At 66.2% G+C, this 16,452-nt stretch carries 13 protein-coding genes and 1 pseudogene; 1 reads left to right on the top strand and 13 read right to left on the bottom strand.

Annotation, left to right across the window (positions count from 1 at the left end; translation table 11 throughout):
* Positions 1-98 precede the first annotated feature (98 nt).
* On the top strand, positions 99-1,979 hold the full coding sequence (locus AB7O82_RS08320) for a PhoX family protein (RefSeq protein WP_428539748.1): 1,881 nt from the start codon (positions 99-101) through the stop codon (positions 1,977-1,979).
* A 140-nt stretch (positions 1,980-2,119) separates the two neighbouring features.
* Here AB7O82_RS08320 and AB7O82_RS08325 read toward each other — a convergent pair whose 3' ends face one another.
* The 13 genes and pseudogenes from AB7O82_RS08325 to AB7O82_RS08385 all read right to left on the bottom strand — a co-directional run bounded on the left by AB7O82_RS08325 (position 2,120) and on the right by AB7O82_RS08385 (position 16,290).
* Entirely contained in the window at positions 2,120-3,076 is a 957-nt protein-coding gene (locus AB7O82_RS08325; RefSeq protein ID WP_428539751.1) for an alpha/beta hydrolase, read from the bottom strand.
* Positions 3,077-3,211: 135 nt separating this feature from the next.
* Entirely contained in the window at positions 3,212-4,309 is a 1,098-nt protein-coding gene (gene ychF, locus AB7O82_RS08330; RefSeq protein ID WP_428539754.1) for a redox-regulated ATPase YchF, read from the bottom strand.
* Positions 4,310-4,311: 2 nt separating this feature from the next.
* Positions 4,312-4,932 (bottom strand): aminoacyl-tRNA hydrolase, encoded by a 621-nt coding sequence (gene pth / locus AB7O82_RS08335; protein WP_428539757.1) that lies wholly within the window; start codon positions 4,930-4,932, stop codon positions 4,312-4,314.
* Positions 4,933-4,959: 27 nt separating this feature from the next.
* Entirely contained in the window at positions 4,960-5,679 is a 720-nt protein-coding gene (locus AB7O82_RS08340; protein ID WP_428539760.1) for a 50S ribosomal protein L25/general stress protein Ctc, read from the bottom strand.
* Between the two features lie 89 nt (positions 5,680-5,768).
* The gene (locus tag AB7O82_RS08345) at positions 5,769-6,701 is read right to left on the bottom strand and encodes a ribose-phosphate pyrophosphokinase (protein WP_428539763.1); all 933 of its coding nucleotides are present in this window, start codon (positions 6,699-6,701) and stop codon (positions 5,769-5,771) included.
* A gap of 198 nt (positions 6,702-6,899) precedes the next feature.
* Positions 6,900-8,372 (bottom strand): M81 family metallopeptidase, encoded by a 1,473-nt coding sequence (locus tag AB7O82_RS08350; RefSeq protein WP_428539766.1) that lies wholly within the window; start codon positions 8,370-8,372, stop codon positions 6,900-6,902.
* Positions 8,369-8,980 (bottom strand): hypothetical protein, encoded by a 612-nt coding sequence (locus tag AB7O82_RS08355; protein ID WP_428619172.1) that lies wholly within the window; start codon positions 8,978-8,980, stop codon positions 8,369-8,371. The genes AB7O82_RS08350 and AB7O82_RS08355 overlap by 4 nt, the downstream gene beginning before the upstream one ends.
* Before the next feature lie 9 nt (positions 8,981-8,989).
* A pseudogene (locus AB7O82_RS08360) lies at positions 8,990-10,609 on the bottom strand (acyl-CoA dehydrogenase family protein); the annotation flags it as partial.
* A 154-nt stretch (positions 10,610-10,763) separates the two neighbouring features.
* Positions 10,764-10,979, bottom strand: a complete 216-nt coding sequence (locus AB7O82_RS08365) for a dodecin family protein (protein ID WP_428539775.1) — start codon at positions 10,977-10,979, stop codon at positions 10,764-10,766.
* A gap of 105 nt (positions 10,980-11,084) precedes the next feature.
* Positions 11,085-12,716: an ABC transporter ATP-binding protein gene (locus tag AB7O82_RS08370; protein WP_428539778.1), complete on the bottom strand. Its 1,632-nt coding sequence runs from the start codon at positions 12,714-12,716 to the stop codon at positions 11,085-11,087.
* Positions 12,716-13,651: an ABC transporter permease gene (locus AB7O82_RS08375; protein WP_428539781.1), complete on the bottom strand. Its 936-nt coding sequence runs from the start codon at positions 13,649-13,651 to the stop codon at positions 12,716-12,718. Before AB7O82_RS08375 ends, AB7O82_RS08370 begins: the two co-directional genes overlap by 1 nt.
* On the bottom strand, positions 13,648-14,589 hold the full coding sequence (locus AB7O82_RS08380) for an ABC transporter permease (protein WP_428539784.1): 942 nt from the start codon (positions 14,587-14,589) through the stop codon (positions 13,648-13,650). Before AB7O82_RS08380 ends, AB7O82_RS08375 begins: the two co-directional genes overlap by 4 nt.
* Positions 14,590-14,703: 114 nt before the next feature.
* On the bottom strand, positions 14,704-16,290 hold the full coding sequence (locus tag AB7O82_RS08385; protein WP_428539787.1) for an ABC transporter substrate-binding protein: 1,587 nt from the start codon (positions 16,288-16,290) through the stop codon (positions 14,704-14,706).
* Positions 16,291-16,452: the final 162 nt, after the last annotated feature.

A 16,452-nucleotide genomic window follows, 5' to 3' on the forward strand; every position in this document is an offset into this window, starting at 1 on the left:
GAACTTCTTGCCAAGCCTGTCACAAAAGTGTCACGACGCGGCCCTGACCGCAGCGGATGCAGTCGCTATCCGCCCGCGGTCTCTCGGGAGGCGAAGGCATGGGCAAGATCGGCGACACACCATCGATCGGCGAGCTGATTGAACAGCGTCTCAACCGCCGCGACGCGCTGCGCGGCCTTCTCGGTACCGGCGCGGCCGCGGCCTTCAGCGTGCCGGCCGGCGCGAATGCGCAGGGCGCCGGTCCGTCCTCGCTCACCTTTAAGGAACTCGCCCATACGCTCGACGACCGGCAGCATGTCGCCGAGGGTTACGATGTGCAGGTGCTGATCCGCTGGGGCGATCCGATGCTTGCCGGCGCGCCGGCCTTCGATCCGGCCAGGCAGGCGGGCGCCGCTCAGGAGAAGCAGTTCGGCTACAACAACGATTATCTCGGCCTGCATCCGTTGCCGGCCGACAACCGCCGCGGCGATCGTTTCCTGCTGGTCGTCAATCACGAGTACCTCAACTCCAGCCTCATGTTCGCCGGCCTCGGCGCTGGCCGTGGCGCCAACCTCAAATCCTCGAAGCAGCAGGTCGAGGTCGAGATGGCGGCGGTCGGCGGCGCCGTGCTCGAGATCGCGCGCGAGAACGGCGCCTGGGCGGTCGTGCCGAACAGCAAGTTCGCCCGCCGCATCACCGCCAACACGCCGATGGACATCTCCGGGCCGGCGGCCGGCCATGACCTGCTCAAGACCTCCGCCGATCCGCAAGGCCGCAAGGTCCTCGGCATGTTCGGCAACTGCGCCGGCGGCTCGACGCCGTGGGGCACCTGGCTCACCTGTGAGGAGAACTTCCACGTCTATTTCGGCGGCGATGCCACGAAGTTGCTGCAGCCGGTGAGCCGGCGCTACGGCGTCGGCGGCCGGACGAGCTACGCCTGGCCAAAATATGTCGACCGCTTCGATCTAGGCAAGGAGCCGAACGAATCCAATCGCTTCGGCTGGGTGGTCGAGATCGACCCGTACGATCCTGCGGCGGCCCCGGTGAAGCGTACCGCTCTTGGCCGCTTCAAGCGCGAGGGCTGCACCTATGCGATCGCCAAGGATGGCCGCGTGGCCTTCTACAGCGGCGACGACGAGCGCTTCGAGTATGTCTACAAGTTCGTCACCGCCAGGCCGTGGAATCCCAACGATCGCGCCGCCAACAAGGACCTGCTCGACGACGGCACGCTCTCCGTGGCGCGCTTCGATGCCGACGGCAAGGTGAACTGGCTGCCGATGGTTCAGGGGCAGGCGCCGCTGACGCCGGAGAACGGCTTCGCCACCCAGGCCGACGTCGTCATCAAGGCGCGTCTCGCCGCCGATCTCCTCAAGGCGACGCCGATGGATCGCCCGGAGGACATCGAGACCAATCCGGTCAATGGCCGCGTCTATGTCGTGCTCACCAACAACGGCCTGCGCAAGCCGGACCAGGCCGACCGCGCCAATCCGCGCGGGCCCAACGATCACGGCCACATCCTCGAGATTTCGCCCAAGGACGGCGATCACGGCGCCAACGAAGGCGCGTGGTCGATCTTCCTGATGGGGGGCAAGCCGGGTCAGGACGCCGGCGCGCGCTATCACCGCGCGACGTCGGACAATGGCTGGCTGTCCTGCCCCGACAACGTCGCCTTCGACAGCAAGGGCCGCATCTGGATCGCGACCGATGGCGGGCCGAATGCCGCCGGCATCGCCGACGGCCTCTACGCGGCCGACACGATGGGCTACGGGCGTGCGCTGACGCGCTGCTTCTACCAGGCGCCCACCGGCGCCGAGGTTTGCGGGCCGATCTTCACGCCCGACGACGGAACGCTGTTCCTCGCCATCCAGCATCCCGGCGAGGACCGTGCCTCCACCTTCGACAAGCCGTCGACACGCTGGCCCGATTTCAAGGACGGCATGCCGCCGCGGCCGTCGGTGGTGGTGATCACGAAGAAGGGCGGCGGCGCGATCGGGTCGTAGGCTTGGAGAGACAGAGAGAGGGGGCGTCGCGGCGCTCGGGAGGTACGGGCCGGCGCGCTTACTGTTCCCTCGCGGGAGAGGCGAGGTGACCAGGCTCCGTCCCGCCTCACCCGCCCCGCACCGCCTTCGCGGCGATCAGCTCAGGCGAGCATCTCCTTGAAGGCCGCGGTGGCGCGCCGTCGCGCCGCGTCCGCGGCTGGCGATGCCGCCCCCATGCCGAAAAAGCCGTGCACCATCCCGGGCTCCCGGAAGTAGGAAACGCGCACGCCCGCGCGCTTCAAGGCGTTGGCATAGGCTTCTCCCTCGTCGCGCAGAGGATCGAACTCCGCCGTGCAGATGACCGCGGGAGGCAGGCCGTGGAGCGCGTCGCTCCGCAAAGGGGAGGCCCGAGGATCTTCACTGTCCTTGGCCTCGGCAATGTACTTGTTGGCGAAGAAGCGCATGGCGTCGCCGGTCAGGAAGAATCCCAGCGCGTTCTCCTGCCGCGAGGGATACCGGTCGTTCACGGCTGGAGCCCCGTAGCACCCCGCCAGATCGAGCGCCGGGTAGACCAGGAATTGTGCTTTCAGAGGCGGCCCACCGTTGCTTCGGCAGCCTTGCGCCACCGCGGCGGCGAGATTGCCGCCGGCACTGTCGCCGGCCACGGCGAGCCGCGTCGGATCGTCGCCGAGCTTGCCCAAATTCGCCGCGGCCCATCTGGTCGCGGCCAGGCAATCCTCGTAGGCGCCGGGAAACGGCGATTCGGGAGGGCGCCGGTAGTCGACGCTGAGGACGACGGCGTCCAGCTCCAAGGACAACGTTCGCGCCTGCCGATCGTGCGTGTAGAGATCGCCAGCGACCCAGCCACCGCCGTGGAAGAAGACGACCGTAGGCGCCGGCTTTCTCGCCGTCGCATACAGCCGCGCGGCAATCGGGCCGGCCTTGCCATCGATGATCAAGTCGGTGACGGAAGCAGGTTGCGGCAGCGGCACATCCTTTCGCGAGTCCGCGAGCGCCACCAACTCATCGCGCGCCCGCCCGGGCGTCAGGGTCGACGCATCCTTGAGCGGCAGAAGCGGCAGAATTCTTTCTATGGCCGGATCGACGCGACCGTTCATGGGTGCCTCCGCTGACTGCTGGCCATGTCGTGCCTCCCTCGATGTTCGTGCGGGAGATGCTAGGCTTCTGCGAGCCGACCCGGCAATACTTTCGGGCGTGCACGCCTCGTCGGTCCGAGGCTGAGCCTCGCTTTGCTAGACATTGAACCGGAAGTGGAACACATCGCCGTCCTTGACGGCGTAGTCCTTGCCTTCGAGGCGGAGCTTGCCGGCGTCGCGGGCGCCCGACTCGCCGTTCAGTGCAATGTAATCGTCGTAGGCGATGGTCTCGGCGCGGATGAAGCCCTTCTCGAAGTCGGTATGGATGACGCCTGCCGCTTCCGGGGCGCGCGCGTCGCGGCGCACCGTCCAGGCGCGCGCCTCCTTGGGGCCGACCGTGAAGAAGGTCACGAGGTCGAGCAGCTGGTAGCCGGCGCGGACCACGCGGGCGAGGCCGGTCTCCGCGAGGCCGAGCGAGGCGAGATACTCGGCCTGGTCCTCGGCCGGTAGCTGCGCCACTTCGGCTTCGATCGCCGCGGAGATCACCACCGCCGGCATGCCGCGCTGGCGGGCGTAGGCTTCGGCCTTGGCGCTGTGCGCATTGCCGGTCGCCGCCGACGCCTCCTCGACATTGAGCACGTACATCATCGGCTTGGCGGTGATGAGCTGCAGGCGGCGAAAGGTCGGCTGCTCCTCGGCGGTGAGAGCAGCCTCGCGGGCGGGCTTGCCCTCGCGCAGGACGTCGAGCGCCTTCCTGACCACCGGCACCTCGGCCTGGGCTTCCTTGTCGCCGCCCTTGGCGCGCTTCTCGAGATTGGGCAGGCGCTTCTCGAGGCTGTCGAGATCGGCCAGCATCAGCTCGGTCTCGACGATCTCGGCATCGCGCACCGGATCGACGCTTCCCGAGACATGGGTGACGTCGCCGTCCTCGAAGCAGCGCAGCACGTGCGCGACGGCGTCGACCTCGCGGATGTTGGCGAGGAACTGGTTGCCCAGTCCCTCGCCCTTCGAGGCGCCCTTCACCAGCCCGGCGATGTCGACGAACTCGAGCTGGGTGGGAACGATCCTTCCCGACTGGGCGACCGCGGCGAGCTTGTCGAGCCGTGGATCGGGTACGGCGACGCGACCGACGTTGGGCTCGATGGTGCAGAACGGGTAGTTGGCCGCCTGCGCCGCCTGGGTGGCGGTGAGCGCATTGAACAGCGTCGACTTGCCGACATTTGGCAAACCGACGATTCCGCAATTGAAACCCATCGTTACGCTTTCGTTTCTACCGCCGGTGGCTTGGGAGGCGGCGCGAGATGCGCCACGCGGCTCATGTAGCGTTCGTCGCCCTTGGCACCACCTTCGACGAGCAGCGCCGATTCCTCGGCCAAAGCGTCGAGCAGCTTCGGGACCCAGCCGGTCTTCGGGTCACGCTCTTCGGGCTCGAAGTCGCGCAGCACCCAGTGCAGCACCAGGTCCTTGTGGCCGGGATGGCCGATGCCGATTCTCACGCGGCGATAGTCGTTGCCGACATGGGCGTCGATGTCGCGCAGACCGTTGTGGCCGCCGGCGCCGCCGCCCTTCTTCATGCGCACCCGGCCGGGTGCGATGTCGAGCTCGTCGTGGAACACCACGACGCGCTCGAGCGGGATCTTGAGATAGCGCACGGCCTCGCCGACCGCGCGGCTCGACTCGTTCATGAAGGTCATCGGCTTCAGGACGAGCGTGCGCTCGCCGCCGAGATGGCCTTCCGCCACCTCGCCGTTGAAGCGCGCGCGCCAGGGCGAGAAAACACGGCGGCGAACGATCTCGTCCACCGCCATGAATCCGACATTGTGCCGGTGCCCGGCGTAGCGCGGCCCGGGATTGCCGAGGCCGACCAGCAGCAGCATGCGAAGTCCGGAGCGAAAGCGCTCCGGCTACTTCTTGGCCGGCGCTGGCGCCTTGGCGCCTGCAGCGGGTGCCGCCGCCGGCGCTGCACCGGCTGCCGGAGCAGCGGCAGCCGTGCCTTCGGCCGCCGGCGTGCCCGCGGTCGCCGCGTCGGCCGCGGCCTGGGCCGCCGCCTCGCGCACCACGGTCGGCGCGGCGATCGAGGCCACGGTCGCGTTCTTGTCGCGGCTCACCACGCGCACTCCCTCAGGGATGCTGAGCGTCGACAGATGGACCGAATGGCCGATCTCGAGGCCGGTCAGGTCGACATCGAAATATTCCGGGATATTGGCGGGCTTGGTGCGCACGGTGATCTCGTGCAGCACGATGTTGAGCACGCCGCCGCGCTTGATGCCGGGTGCCTGGTTCTCGTTGCGGAAATGCACCGGGACCTGGACGGTGATGATCGAATCGGGTCCGATGCGCAGGAAGTCGAGATGCAGAGGCCGGTCGGTCACCGGGTCGATCTGCATGTCGCGCGGCAGCACCGCGTAGGGCGTGCCCTCGACATCGATCTCCATCCGGTGATTGAAGAAGCCCTCCTTGTGCAGCTCGCGCTCGATCGATTTCGGCTCGACCGCGATCATCACCGGGGCTTGCTTGTCGCCGTAGATCACGGCGGGAATCAGTCCATCGCGACGGCTGGAACGGGCGCCCCCTTTGCCGGCCCGGCTCCGCATCTTCGCGACGACTTTCGTCGTCTCTGCCATCTCACATCTCCTAAAGGTTCGGGTTGCTCTCTCTCACTCGCGGCGTGGCCTCCAGGGGTGCCGATCGCCGGATCTCCAAAAAATCCTCGTCAGTCGAACAGGCTCGATACCGACGTTTCGTCGGCAATACGCTTCATCGCCTCGGCCATCAAGCTCGCGATGCTGAGTGGCCGCACATTGGGCGACACGCGCACCGCCTCGGTGGCCTGGATCGAATCGGTGATGACCATCTTCTCCATCGGCGAGGCGGCGACGCGCGCGACCGCGCCGCCCGACAGCACGCCGTGGGTGACATAGGCCGACACCGAGCGGGCGCCCTGGTCCATCAGGGCGACGGCGGCGTTGCATAGTGTGCCCGCCGAATCGACGATGTCGTCGACAAGGAGGCAGTCGGCGTTCTTGACGTCGCCGATCACGTTCATGACCTCGCTGACGCCGGCACGCTCGCGCCGCTTGTCGATGATGGCGAGGTCGGCATCGATGCGCCGGGCGACGGCACGCGCGCGCACGACGCCGCCGACGTCGGGCGACACCACGGTCAGGTTGCGGTTGGTGAGGGTTTCCTTGATGTGCCGGCTGAAAACCGGTTCGGCAAACAGGTTGTCCACGGGGATGTCGAAAAAGCCCTGGATCTGTGCGGCGTGCAGGTCGAGCGTCAGCACGCGGCTGGCCCCGGCGTTGGTCAGCAGGTTGGCGACCAGCTTGGCCGAGATCGGCGTTCGCGGACCGGTCCGGCGATCCTGCCGGGCATAGCCGTAGTAGGGCATCACCGCGGTGATGCGCCGCGCCGAGCTGCGGCGCAGCGCGTCGATGATGATCAACAGCTCCATCAGATGGTCATTGGCCGGGAAGCTCGTCGACTGGATGACGAACATGTCCTCGCCGCGTACGTTCTCCAGGATCTCGACGAAGATCTCGTTGTCCGAGAACCGCCGGATCTGCGCCTTGACCAGCGGCAGGGCCAGCTTGGCGGATATGGCTTCGGCCAGCGGTCGATTGCTGTTGCCGGTGAGAATCTTCATGGATCGCGCCCCTCGCGCCGGGCGGGATATTGTTAAGTCGTTGACTTAAAACGACAAAACGGCCACTCCCGGCCGCGACGCGGCGGACCATACCAATGTGTTCCGCCGCTGTAAACGCCCTGCAACATCACGCCGCGCGGGCCCGATTTTCCTCTCTCTCTCCGCTTCCTACCAGAGCGGCCGTTGTAGGGAGCCGTCTCACGGGTCATGCGGCTCGGCGACGAACGGCCACTGCGCCTTGTCGATCTTGGTGTAGGGAAGCTGCGACCAATCGGGCACCAGCGCGCCGGGGGCGGCGACATAGACCACCTCGCTGGCGATCGGCGCGTAGGCGGCATGGAAATGCTGCATCGACTTCACCACCACCACCTTCTTCGTCGACGGATCGACGCCGAGCTTGGTGAAGCAGTCGCGGCTCAGGCATTGCGTGCGCTTGCTGTTGACGATCACCGTCACGCCGTCGATCTGCAGCGCCGCGGCATCGCCGATCGTGCCAACGCTCTTGCGCGCGCCGCCGAACTCGATGGTGACCTCCTTCTCCAGCTTCAGCACGGTGGCGCGCGCGTCGATCGGCGGGCCGGATTGCGGGCCGAGCTTGCCGCCCAGCCTGATGTCGAGCTCGGCGCCCTCGCCGACCTCGAAGGCGAGCTTCACGGCGCCGGGATCCCAGATCATGCCGACCGCCGCGTCCTGCACCTTGCGGTCGATCAGCGCCTTCAGGATGAAGGTCGAATCGGAGGCGGCGCCGCCGCCGGCATTGTCCGAAACATCGGCCAGCACCATCGGCTTGGGCAGGTTGTGCGAGGAGACGCGGGCCATCGCCGCGTCGAGCGTGACATAGGGCGGCTGCGTCGCCTCGCGCATGGCATAGAATTCGCGGCCGAGCTCGCGCGCGAGGCGCTCCGCCCTGGGGCGGTCGCCGTCGGTGACGGCGATGATCTTGCTGCCCATCTCCCTGATGTCGGACCATGGGAAGCCATGCGCGATCGACAGTGACAGCACCCCGTCCTTGCCCTCCATCGCCTGGAGCTTGTCGACGAAGCCGCGCATCGGCTGGCGCGTGGTATGGAAGACGCCGATCATCCTGCAGTCCCACGCGGCCATCACCGGCTTCGTTCGGCCCTCGATGGCGCCTTCGATCACCGTGAAGAGATCGTCGGCGCGCTCCGGCACGTCGACGTGCGGGTACTCCTTGAACAGCACCAGCGCCGTGGCGTCGCGCAAGGTACCTTCGCCGATATTGCAATGGAGATCGAGCTCGACGCCGACCGGCACGTCAGGGCCAACCACGCGGCGGACGTGAGCGAGCACGTCGCTTTCGCAATCATCGTAGCCCTCGGCCACCATGGCGCCGTGCATCGACAGCAGCACGGCGTCGACCGGCATTGCCGCCTCGAGGTCGGCGATGATCTCGTCGCGGAACGATTCGTAGACCTTCTTCACCGTCTTCCCGGCGGGCTGGGCGAAGGCGCACAGGCTTTCTACCACCTGCCAACCCTTGGCGTCGGCGCGGCCGCGCCACACCGCGAGTGGAGCGCCGAACATCGGCACGTTCTTGCCGTAGCTGGCCTTGCGAAAGAGGCAGGTCTCCTGGAAGAGTTGGTGACCGGTGGGAATCGAGGCGAAGGTGTTGGTCTCGGTGCCGAGGCAGGCGGTGAAGATCTTTTTCATGGGTCGCGATCTTGGGGGAGGGTGGGGACCGCTGCAAGGATTCCGAAGATTTCAGACTGCCAGAAGCGCCACCATGTTCGCCGGCCTTGCCACTGCAACGGTTCGAAGCCTTCCCGGTCCGACTCATCATGCTTGAATGCTGTGATCGACTTGGCGACGAGAGGAGGAATCTCGAAGACGAAGTCGACAGGTGGCTGCTCGGTATCGCTCGCTTGGCGACTTCGGCATTCCTCCTCGATCTTGGGGAAGACGTGTGGTGGATCACCCGATACTTCGAGATTGTGAGTGTCGATATCGCCTTGATGACGCAGACGCCAAAGGAGTTGACCGTCTGTCCATTGCTCCGCCGAGCCGAGCATGACGTGCTCCTCGATGTTGCAAGCCAAGGCCGTGCATCCTTTCGACAGGGTTGCCAAGTGAGAGACCTTGAGGAGCGGATGCTCAGCCTCGTTTAGGAGGACCAGACGCCATCCATCGGGCTGGTCCCGGCTCTGGATATGACTTTCGCGTCCTCTTGCGGGATTGCTTGCCATCGACAGCTGAAGCCGAGAGTAGACGATGTCCTTGACCAAGCCCTTGGTCGCTATCCAGGACAGTGAGTAGCCCATGACAACGAGTCACGCCGCCAGCGCGCGCTCGACCAACGCCGTCTCGGCACTGCCGAGGTCGGCAGTGCCGAACTGGGCGAAGCCCGCGCCGCGCAGGCGGGTGTCGCCGTACAGGGTGGCGAAGTCGGACTTGGCGTCGGCGAGCGCGGCCACCGCGGCGATCCTGGCCAGCCCCTCGCAGACGAAGCGGGCGCGCCGTTCGGCGTCGCCTGAGCGCAACACCGTGGCGATCGACTGGGCGAGCGGGCGGACGTCGAACGCGGCCGCGGCAGTACGCGCGAGGCTCTCGACCGTCGCCATCGACTGGTCGGGATGGCGGCCGGCGGCGCGCAGCACGTCGAGCGCCATGACATTGCCCGAGCCTTCCCAGATGGCGTTGAGCGGCGATTCGCGGAAATAGCGCGCCATTGGCAGATCCTCGGTGTAGCCGTTGCCGCCCAGGCACTCGAGCGATTCGTAGACGACCTGCGGCGTGCTCTTGCACACCAGGAATTTCACCGCGGGCGTCAGCAGGCGGACATAGGCGGCCTCGGCGGGATCCTGGGCATGCTCGGCGGCCCGGCACAGGCGAAACACCAGCGCGACTTGCGCCTCGAGTTCGAGCGCGAGATCGGCGACGGTGGCGCGCATCGCCGGCTGGTCGATCAGGCGGCGCTGGAACACCGAGCGATGGCGGATGTGGTTCAGCGCCTGGGAGAGCGCGATGCGCATCTGCCCGGCCGAGGCGATGGCGCAGTCGAGCCGCGTCAGGTTGACCATCTCGATGATGGTGCGCACGCCCGCACCCTCGGCGCCGACCCGCTCGGCATAGGCGCCGTGGAATTCGACCTCCGACGAGGCGTTCGACTTGTTGCCGAGCTTGTCCTTCAGGCGCTGGAAGCGGATCTGGTTCTTCGACCCGTCGGGCCGGTAGCGCGGCATCAGATAGCAGGTGAGCCCGCCTCCCTCCGATCCTTTGGCCGATCCCTTGGCCGCCTGGGCGAGCACCAGGAAGGCATCGCACATCGGCGCCGACATGAACCATTTGTGGCCGGTGATCTCGACATGGTCGCCGGCAGGCGCGGCGGACGTGATGTTGGCGCGCACGTCGGTGCCGCCCTGGCGCTCGGTCATGCCCATGCCGAGCGTCACGCCCTTCTTCTCCCACCATGGTAGCGGCCGCGGATCGTAGGCGCGCGTCTGGATGTGCGGCAGCCACTTGGTCAGCAAGGCCGGCTCGGAGCGCAGCGCGCCGATGCAGGCATGCGTCATGGTGACCGGGCACATGTGGCCGCTCTCGGCCTGGGTGGCGAGATAGAGCCGCACGGCGCGCGTCGATATCGGCCCCTGCTTGTCGCTGCCGTCGTGCGCCGACGCATGGATGCCGTGGCCGATGCTCTTGGCCATCATGGCGTGATAGGCGGGATGAAACTCGACGAGGTCGAGGCGGTTGCCCTTGCCGTCCATGATGTGGAGCCTGGGCGGGTTCTCGTTGGCGACGCGGCCGAGATCGAGCGTCTCGGCCGAGCCGTAGTCGCGGCCGCAGGCGGCCAGCCCGGCGAGGTCGAGCCCGGCGCGCCGGGCGGCATCCGCCAGCGGCCGGTCGGTGCTGAACAGGTCGACATCGCCGAAAGCCGGCGACTGGTTGAACGAGGCGTCTTCGAGAAGGCCGGCGGACTTGCCGGGAGCTTACTGTCGTAACGGGCGGAAGCGTAGGACCACATGAACTTCCGGCCCGCGGGCGTCTCGCCCGCTCATGATTCCGAGCGGGCGAGACGCCCGCGGTCCGGAACAGCTCGAGACCTCAGCCGCCGCCTTCGTACTTGAAGGAGAGCTTCAGCTTGGTGCGATAGGCCGTGACCTTGCCGTCCTCGATCACCAGGTCCTGCTCGACGATCTCGGCGACGCGCAGGTCGCGCAGCGACCTGGCAGCGCGCTCCACCGCCGTTTTCGCCGCCTTCTCCCAGGAATCGGTGCTGGTGCCGACCAGCTCGATCACCTTGTAGACGCTGTCCGCCATGTGAGCCTCCCTCGACACGGTTTCCCGTCCATCCGGTGCCGGTCAGGGGGAGGCGCGGCAGCGGGTGCCTGAAGGGCCTTTCCTTGCCACGGACCCTAACACAGATCAGGCAGTGGCGAACTTGCCGAATTCCCAGTGCCTGCCGGGCGCGGCGGCGAACAGCGCCTTGGTGTAGTCGTCGCGTGGCGCGCCGAACACCTGCTCGGCCGAGCCGTACTCGACGACGCGGCCCTTGCTCATCACCGCCACGTAGTCGCAGATCTGCGCCGCCACGCGCAGGTCGTGGGTGATGAACAGCACAGCGAGATTGAGGCGCTGGCGGATCTCGTCGAGCAGCTCGAGCACCTGCTTCTGCACCGACACGTCGAGGGCCGATACCGCCTCGTCGGCGATCAGCAGCTCGGGCTCCATGGCCAGCGCGCGGGCGATGCAGATGCGCTGCCGCTGGCCGCCCGAGAACTGGTGCGGATAGCGGTCGAGCGAGTTCGGATCGAGCCGCACCGTCTCCATCAGCTTGCGCGCGCGGGCCAGCGCCTCGTCCTTGTGGAGACCGAAATTCATCGGCCCCTCGATGATGAAGTCGCCCACCGTGATGCGCGGGTTCATCGACCGGTAGGGATCCTGGAAAACGATCTGCACCTTGCGCCGATGCGGCCTGAGCTTGCCGACCGACATGGTGGCGATCTCGGTATCGCCCAGGAATACCTTGCCCTCGGTCGGATCGATCAGGCGGGCGATGCAGCGCGCCACCGTTGACTTGCCGGAGCCCGATTCGCCGACGATGCCCAGCGTCTCGCCCTTGCGGATGTCGAGGTCGACATCGATCGCGGCCTTGACCACGCGCGCCTTCTGGAAGAACGACTTGCCCGAGTAGACCTTGCCGAGCTTTTCGGTGCGCAGCACGGTGATGCCGTCCTTGCGCACGCCGCGATGCTGCGGATGGATCGACGGCACCGAGGAGATCAGCATCCTTGTGTAGCCGTGCGACGGGCGGGCGAGGATCTGCTCGGTCGGCCCCATCTCGACCAGCTCACCCCAGCGCAGAACGGCCACGCGATGGGCGATCTCGGCGACGACGCCGAAATCGTGGGTGATGAACAGCACGCCGGTGCCCTGGCCGGCCTGCAGCTCGGCGATCAGCTTCAGGATCTCGGCCTGGGTCGTGACGTCGAGCGCGGTCGTCGGCTCGTCGGCGATCAGCAGCACCGGGTCGAGGACCAACGCCATGGCGATCATGATGCGCTGGCGCTGGCCGCCCGACAGCTGGTGCGGGTAGGAGGCGTAGATGCGCTCCGGCTCGGGCAGCTTCACGCGGCCCAGGATGGCGAGGATCTTGGCCCGGCGCTCGCCGGCGTCGAGCTTGGTATGGGTGCTCAGCACCTCGTCGATCTGCTCGCCGCAGGTCATGACCGGATTGAGCGCGGTCATCGGTTCCTGGAAGATCATCGACATGCGCGTGCAGCGCAGGTCGCGCAGCCGGGTCTCGTCGGCCGCCAGGATGTTTTCGCCCTCGAGCAGGATCTCGCCCGAGGTCGGCTTCAGCGCCTTGGCGAGCAGGCCCATGACGGTGAAGGCGATCACCGACTTGCCCGAACCCGATTCGCCCACCAGGCAGACGATCTCGCCGGGATTGACCGTGAAGCTCACCTTCTCGACGGCATGGGCGCGGTCCGCGCCGGCCGGCAGGGATACCGACAGATTGCGGACCTCGAGGACCGGCTTCTTTGCGTCGTTCATCAGACTTTCTTGCTCATCTTCGGGTCGAGCGTGTCGCGCAGGCCGTCGCCCATGATGTTGATGGCCAGCACTGTCAGCGCGAGGAAGATGCCGGGATACAGGATATTGTGCGGGAACACGCGGAACAGCGTTCGGCCCTCGGCCATGATGTTGCCCCAGCTCGGGATTTCCGGCGGGATGCCGATGCCGAGGAAGGAGAGAGCCGCCTCGACAAGGATGGCGGCGGCGGCGAGGAAGGTGCCCTGCACGATCAGCGGCGCGATGGTGTTGGGCAGGATATGGCGGAACATCAGCACCCAGGTCGGCGTGCCGACCGAGATCGCGCCTTCGACATAAGGCTCTTCGCGCACCGTCAGCACGATCGAGCGCACCAGGCGGACGACGCGCGGCACGTCGGGCACGACAATGGCGAAGATCACGGTGATCAGGCCGGTGCGCCAGATCGACACCAGGGCGATGGCGAGCAATATGCCCGGTATGGCCATCAGCCCGTCCATGATGCGCATGATGATGCCGTCGGCCCAGCGGATGTACCCCGAGATCAGGCCGATCACCACGCCGATGGCGACGGCGATCAGGGCGACCGCGATGCCGACGGCGAGCGAGACACGGGTGCCGTAAATGACGCGGCTGTAGACGTCGCGACCCAGGCTGTCGGTGCCCATGATGGCGACCCGCTTGGCGGTCTGGCCGTCATCGAGCCGGTAGGTGATCTCGGTGCCCGGCTTTTTGTTGCGCGCCGCCGGATCGATGCGCGTCGGATCGACTGTGCCCAGGAAGGGGGCGAGGGCGGCGATGATCACCATGATCAGCAGGATGGTCCCGCCAATGATCACGCTGGGGTTGCGGATGGCGACCAGCCACAGGGGGCGCCGCTTGGTCGAAGCCGCCGCGATCGAGGCGGAGTCGACGACTTCTTCGGTGACCGTGCTCAATAGCGGATCCTCGGATCGAACAGGGTGTAGCTTATGTCGATCAGCAGGTTGATCACGACATAGACCACCGAGAACATCAGGATGACGGTCTGGATGGTCGGGAAATCGCGGCTCAGCACCGCCTCGACGGTGAGACGGCCGAGACCGGGCAGGCCAAAGACGCTCTCGGTGATGACCGCGCCGCCGATCAGGATGGCGATGCCGATGCCGATCACGGTCAGGATCGGCACCGCGGCATTGCGCAGGGCATGGCGCATCAGCACGACGCGGTTGCTGAGGCCCTTGGCGCGGGCGGTGCGGATGTAGTCCTCGTTCAGTACCTCGAGCACCGAGGCGCGGGTGATGCGCGAGATCAGCGCGATGAAGCCGACCGAGAGGGTCAGCGACGGCAGCACCATGCGCTCGAGGAAGCCCCAGAAATTGACCCCGATGCGGGTGTAGCCCTGCACCGGCAGCCAGCCGAGCTCGATGGCGAAGACGTAGATCAGGCAATAGCCGATGACGAAGCCCGGCACCGAGAAGCCCAGCACGGAGAAGCCCATGACGATGCGGTCGTACAGCGAGCCCTGGCGGTAGGCGGCGAGCACGCCGACCGGCACCGAGACGGAGATGGCGAAGATCAGGGTGCAGACGGCGAGCGCGAGGGTGGGCTCGATGCGCTGCGCGATCAGCTCGGCGACCGTCTTCTTGAAGAAGTAGCTCTCGCCGAAATTGCCCTGCAGGATGCTGCCGATCCAGATGGCGAACTGCGTCCAGATCGGCTCGTTGAGGCCGAGCTTCTCGCGGATGTCGTCGATCTGGTCGGAGGTGGCATTGTCCCCGGCGATCACCGCCGCCGGATCGCCCGGCGTCAATCGCAGCATGAGGAAGACGAAGACCGCCACCACCGTGAGCACGGGAACGATGGCGATCAGTCGGCGGACGATAAAGTCGAGCATTTGACTCCCGTTTGTCGACCCGGACGAAGCATGAGAATCCTTCGCTCCGCCGGGGAAGACATCGTAGCCGCCCCGACGGCGGCTACGACGTCATTTCTTCTCGATGTTCCAGTCTCACTTCTTGGTCATGTTCCAGAACACGGTGACCGGCGCCCGCACCACTCCGTCGATCGACGTGCGTAGCGCAAACGGCGCAAAATACTGTCCGAGATGGACGTGGGTCGGATACTCGGTGACCCGGACGTGGACCGCCTCGGCAAGGGCCTTCTGCTTGGCCGGGTCGGTCTCGCTGGCGAACTCGTCGCGCAGCTTCTGGATCTTCTCGTCGCACGGCCAACCGAACATCGCCTTGTCGCAGCCGGCGTTGAAGAAGCCGGCCATCACCGGATTGAGGATGTCGGCCGCCACCCAGGCGGTCAGGAAGGCGTTCCAGCCGCCCTTGTCCGGCGGATCCTTCCTGGCGCGGCGGCTGACCAGCGTCTGCCAGTCCATCGCCTGCAGGTCGACCTTGAAGCCGCCTTTCTCCAGCAGGTTCTTGGCGACCGGCGCCAAGTTGGTCAGCACCGCCAGGTCGGTCGACTGCATCAGCACGACCGGCGTGCCGTCATAGCCGGCCTCCTTGAGGAGCGCCTTCGATTTCTCGAAGTTCGAGTTGAGCTTGTCCTCCCAGCCCTTGAACGTCTCCAGCGGCGTGCCGCAGACGAACATCGCCTTGCATTCCTTGTAATAATTCGGATCGCCGATGACCGCCTGAAGGAAGTCCTTCTGGTTGAAGGCGTAGAGCACGGCCTGGCGGATCTTGGCGTTGTCGAACGGCTTGTACAGCGTGTTGAAGCGGAAGGTGTACTGGCTGCCCAGCGGATTGGCGGTGAACAGCTTGACGTTCTTGTCCTTGGCCACCACCGGCAGAAGGTCGTGCGGAGGCGATTCGATCATGTCGACCTCGCCGGTCAGCAGCGCGTTGATCGCTGTCTGATGATCGCCGACAACCCGCCATACGACCTGATCGACCTTGACGACCTTGCCGCCCGCCAAGCCGGAGGCCGGCTCGCTGCGCGGCTTGTACTTGGGATTCTTGACGTAGACCGTCTTCTCGCCGGGCTTCCACTCGTCGCGCTTGAAGATGAAGGGCCCCGAGCCGATCACGTCCTCGGCCTTGATCTGGGTGTTGGGATCGGTTGCGGCCACGCGAGCAGGCATCATGAACGGCACGTTCGACGACGGCTTGCCGAGGGACTGTAGCACCAGGCCGTAGGGCTCCTTGAGCTTCAGGGTGAAGGTCTTGTCGTTGATCTTGGTGAACTCGGCGACCCGGGCCAGCAGCGATTGGCCCATCGAGTCCTTGGCACCCCAGCGCTTGATCGAGGCGATGCAGTCTTCGGCGGTGACCGGCTTGCCGTCGTGCCACTCGAGGCCGTCGCGCAAGGTGAAGGTATAGGTGAGCTTGTCGGCCGAGACGTCGTACTTGTCGACCATCTGCGGCTTGACCTCGAGCTTCTCGTCCATCGCGAACAGCGTATCCCAGACGAGATAGCCATGATTGCGCACGATATAGGCGGTGGTCCAGATCGGATCGAGGATCTTGAGATCCGAATGCATTACGACATTGATAGTCTGGGCATCGGCAGGCGCCGCACCCAGCAGACCTGCCACGCTTGCTGCCGCCGCGAGGGTCGCGAACGACTTCTTGAGACTCAACATAGGCTTATGCCTCCCTGTTTGTCGGCTTCTTTGCAAAAACTGAGCCGCTCCGGAAACTCTAGCAGCCCCGGCCCCCTGTGCGCCAAGCCGATTTCACAGCCGGGAGAGGTTCTTCATTTCCTTCCCCCGTCATCGGCTACGGAATGGAGCCATTCTCCAACC

This window comes from Reyranella sp. (assembly GCF_050185545.1).
Taxonomy (GTDB): Bacteria; Pseudomonadota; Alphaproteobacteria; order Reyranellales; family Reyranellaceae; genus Reyranella.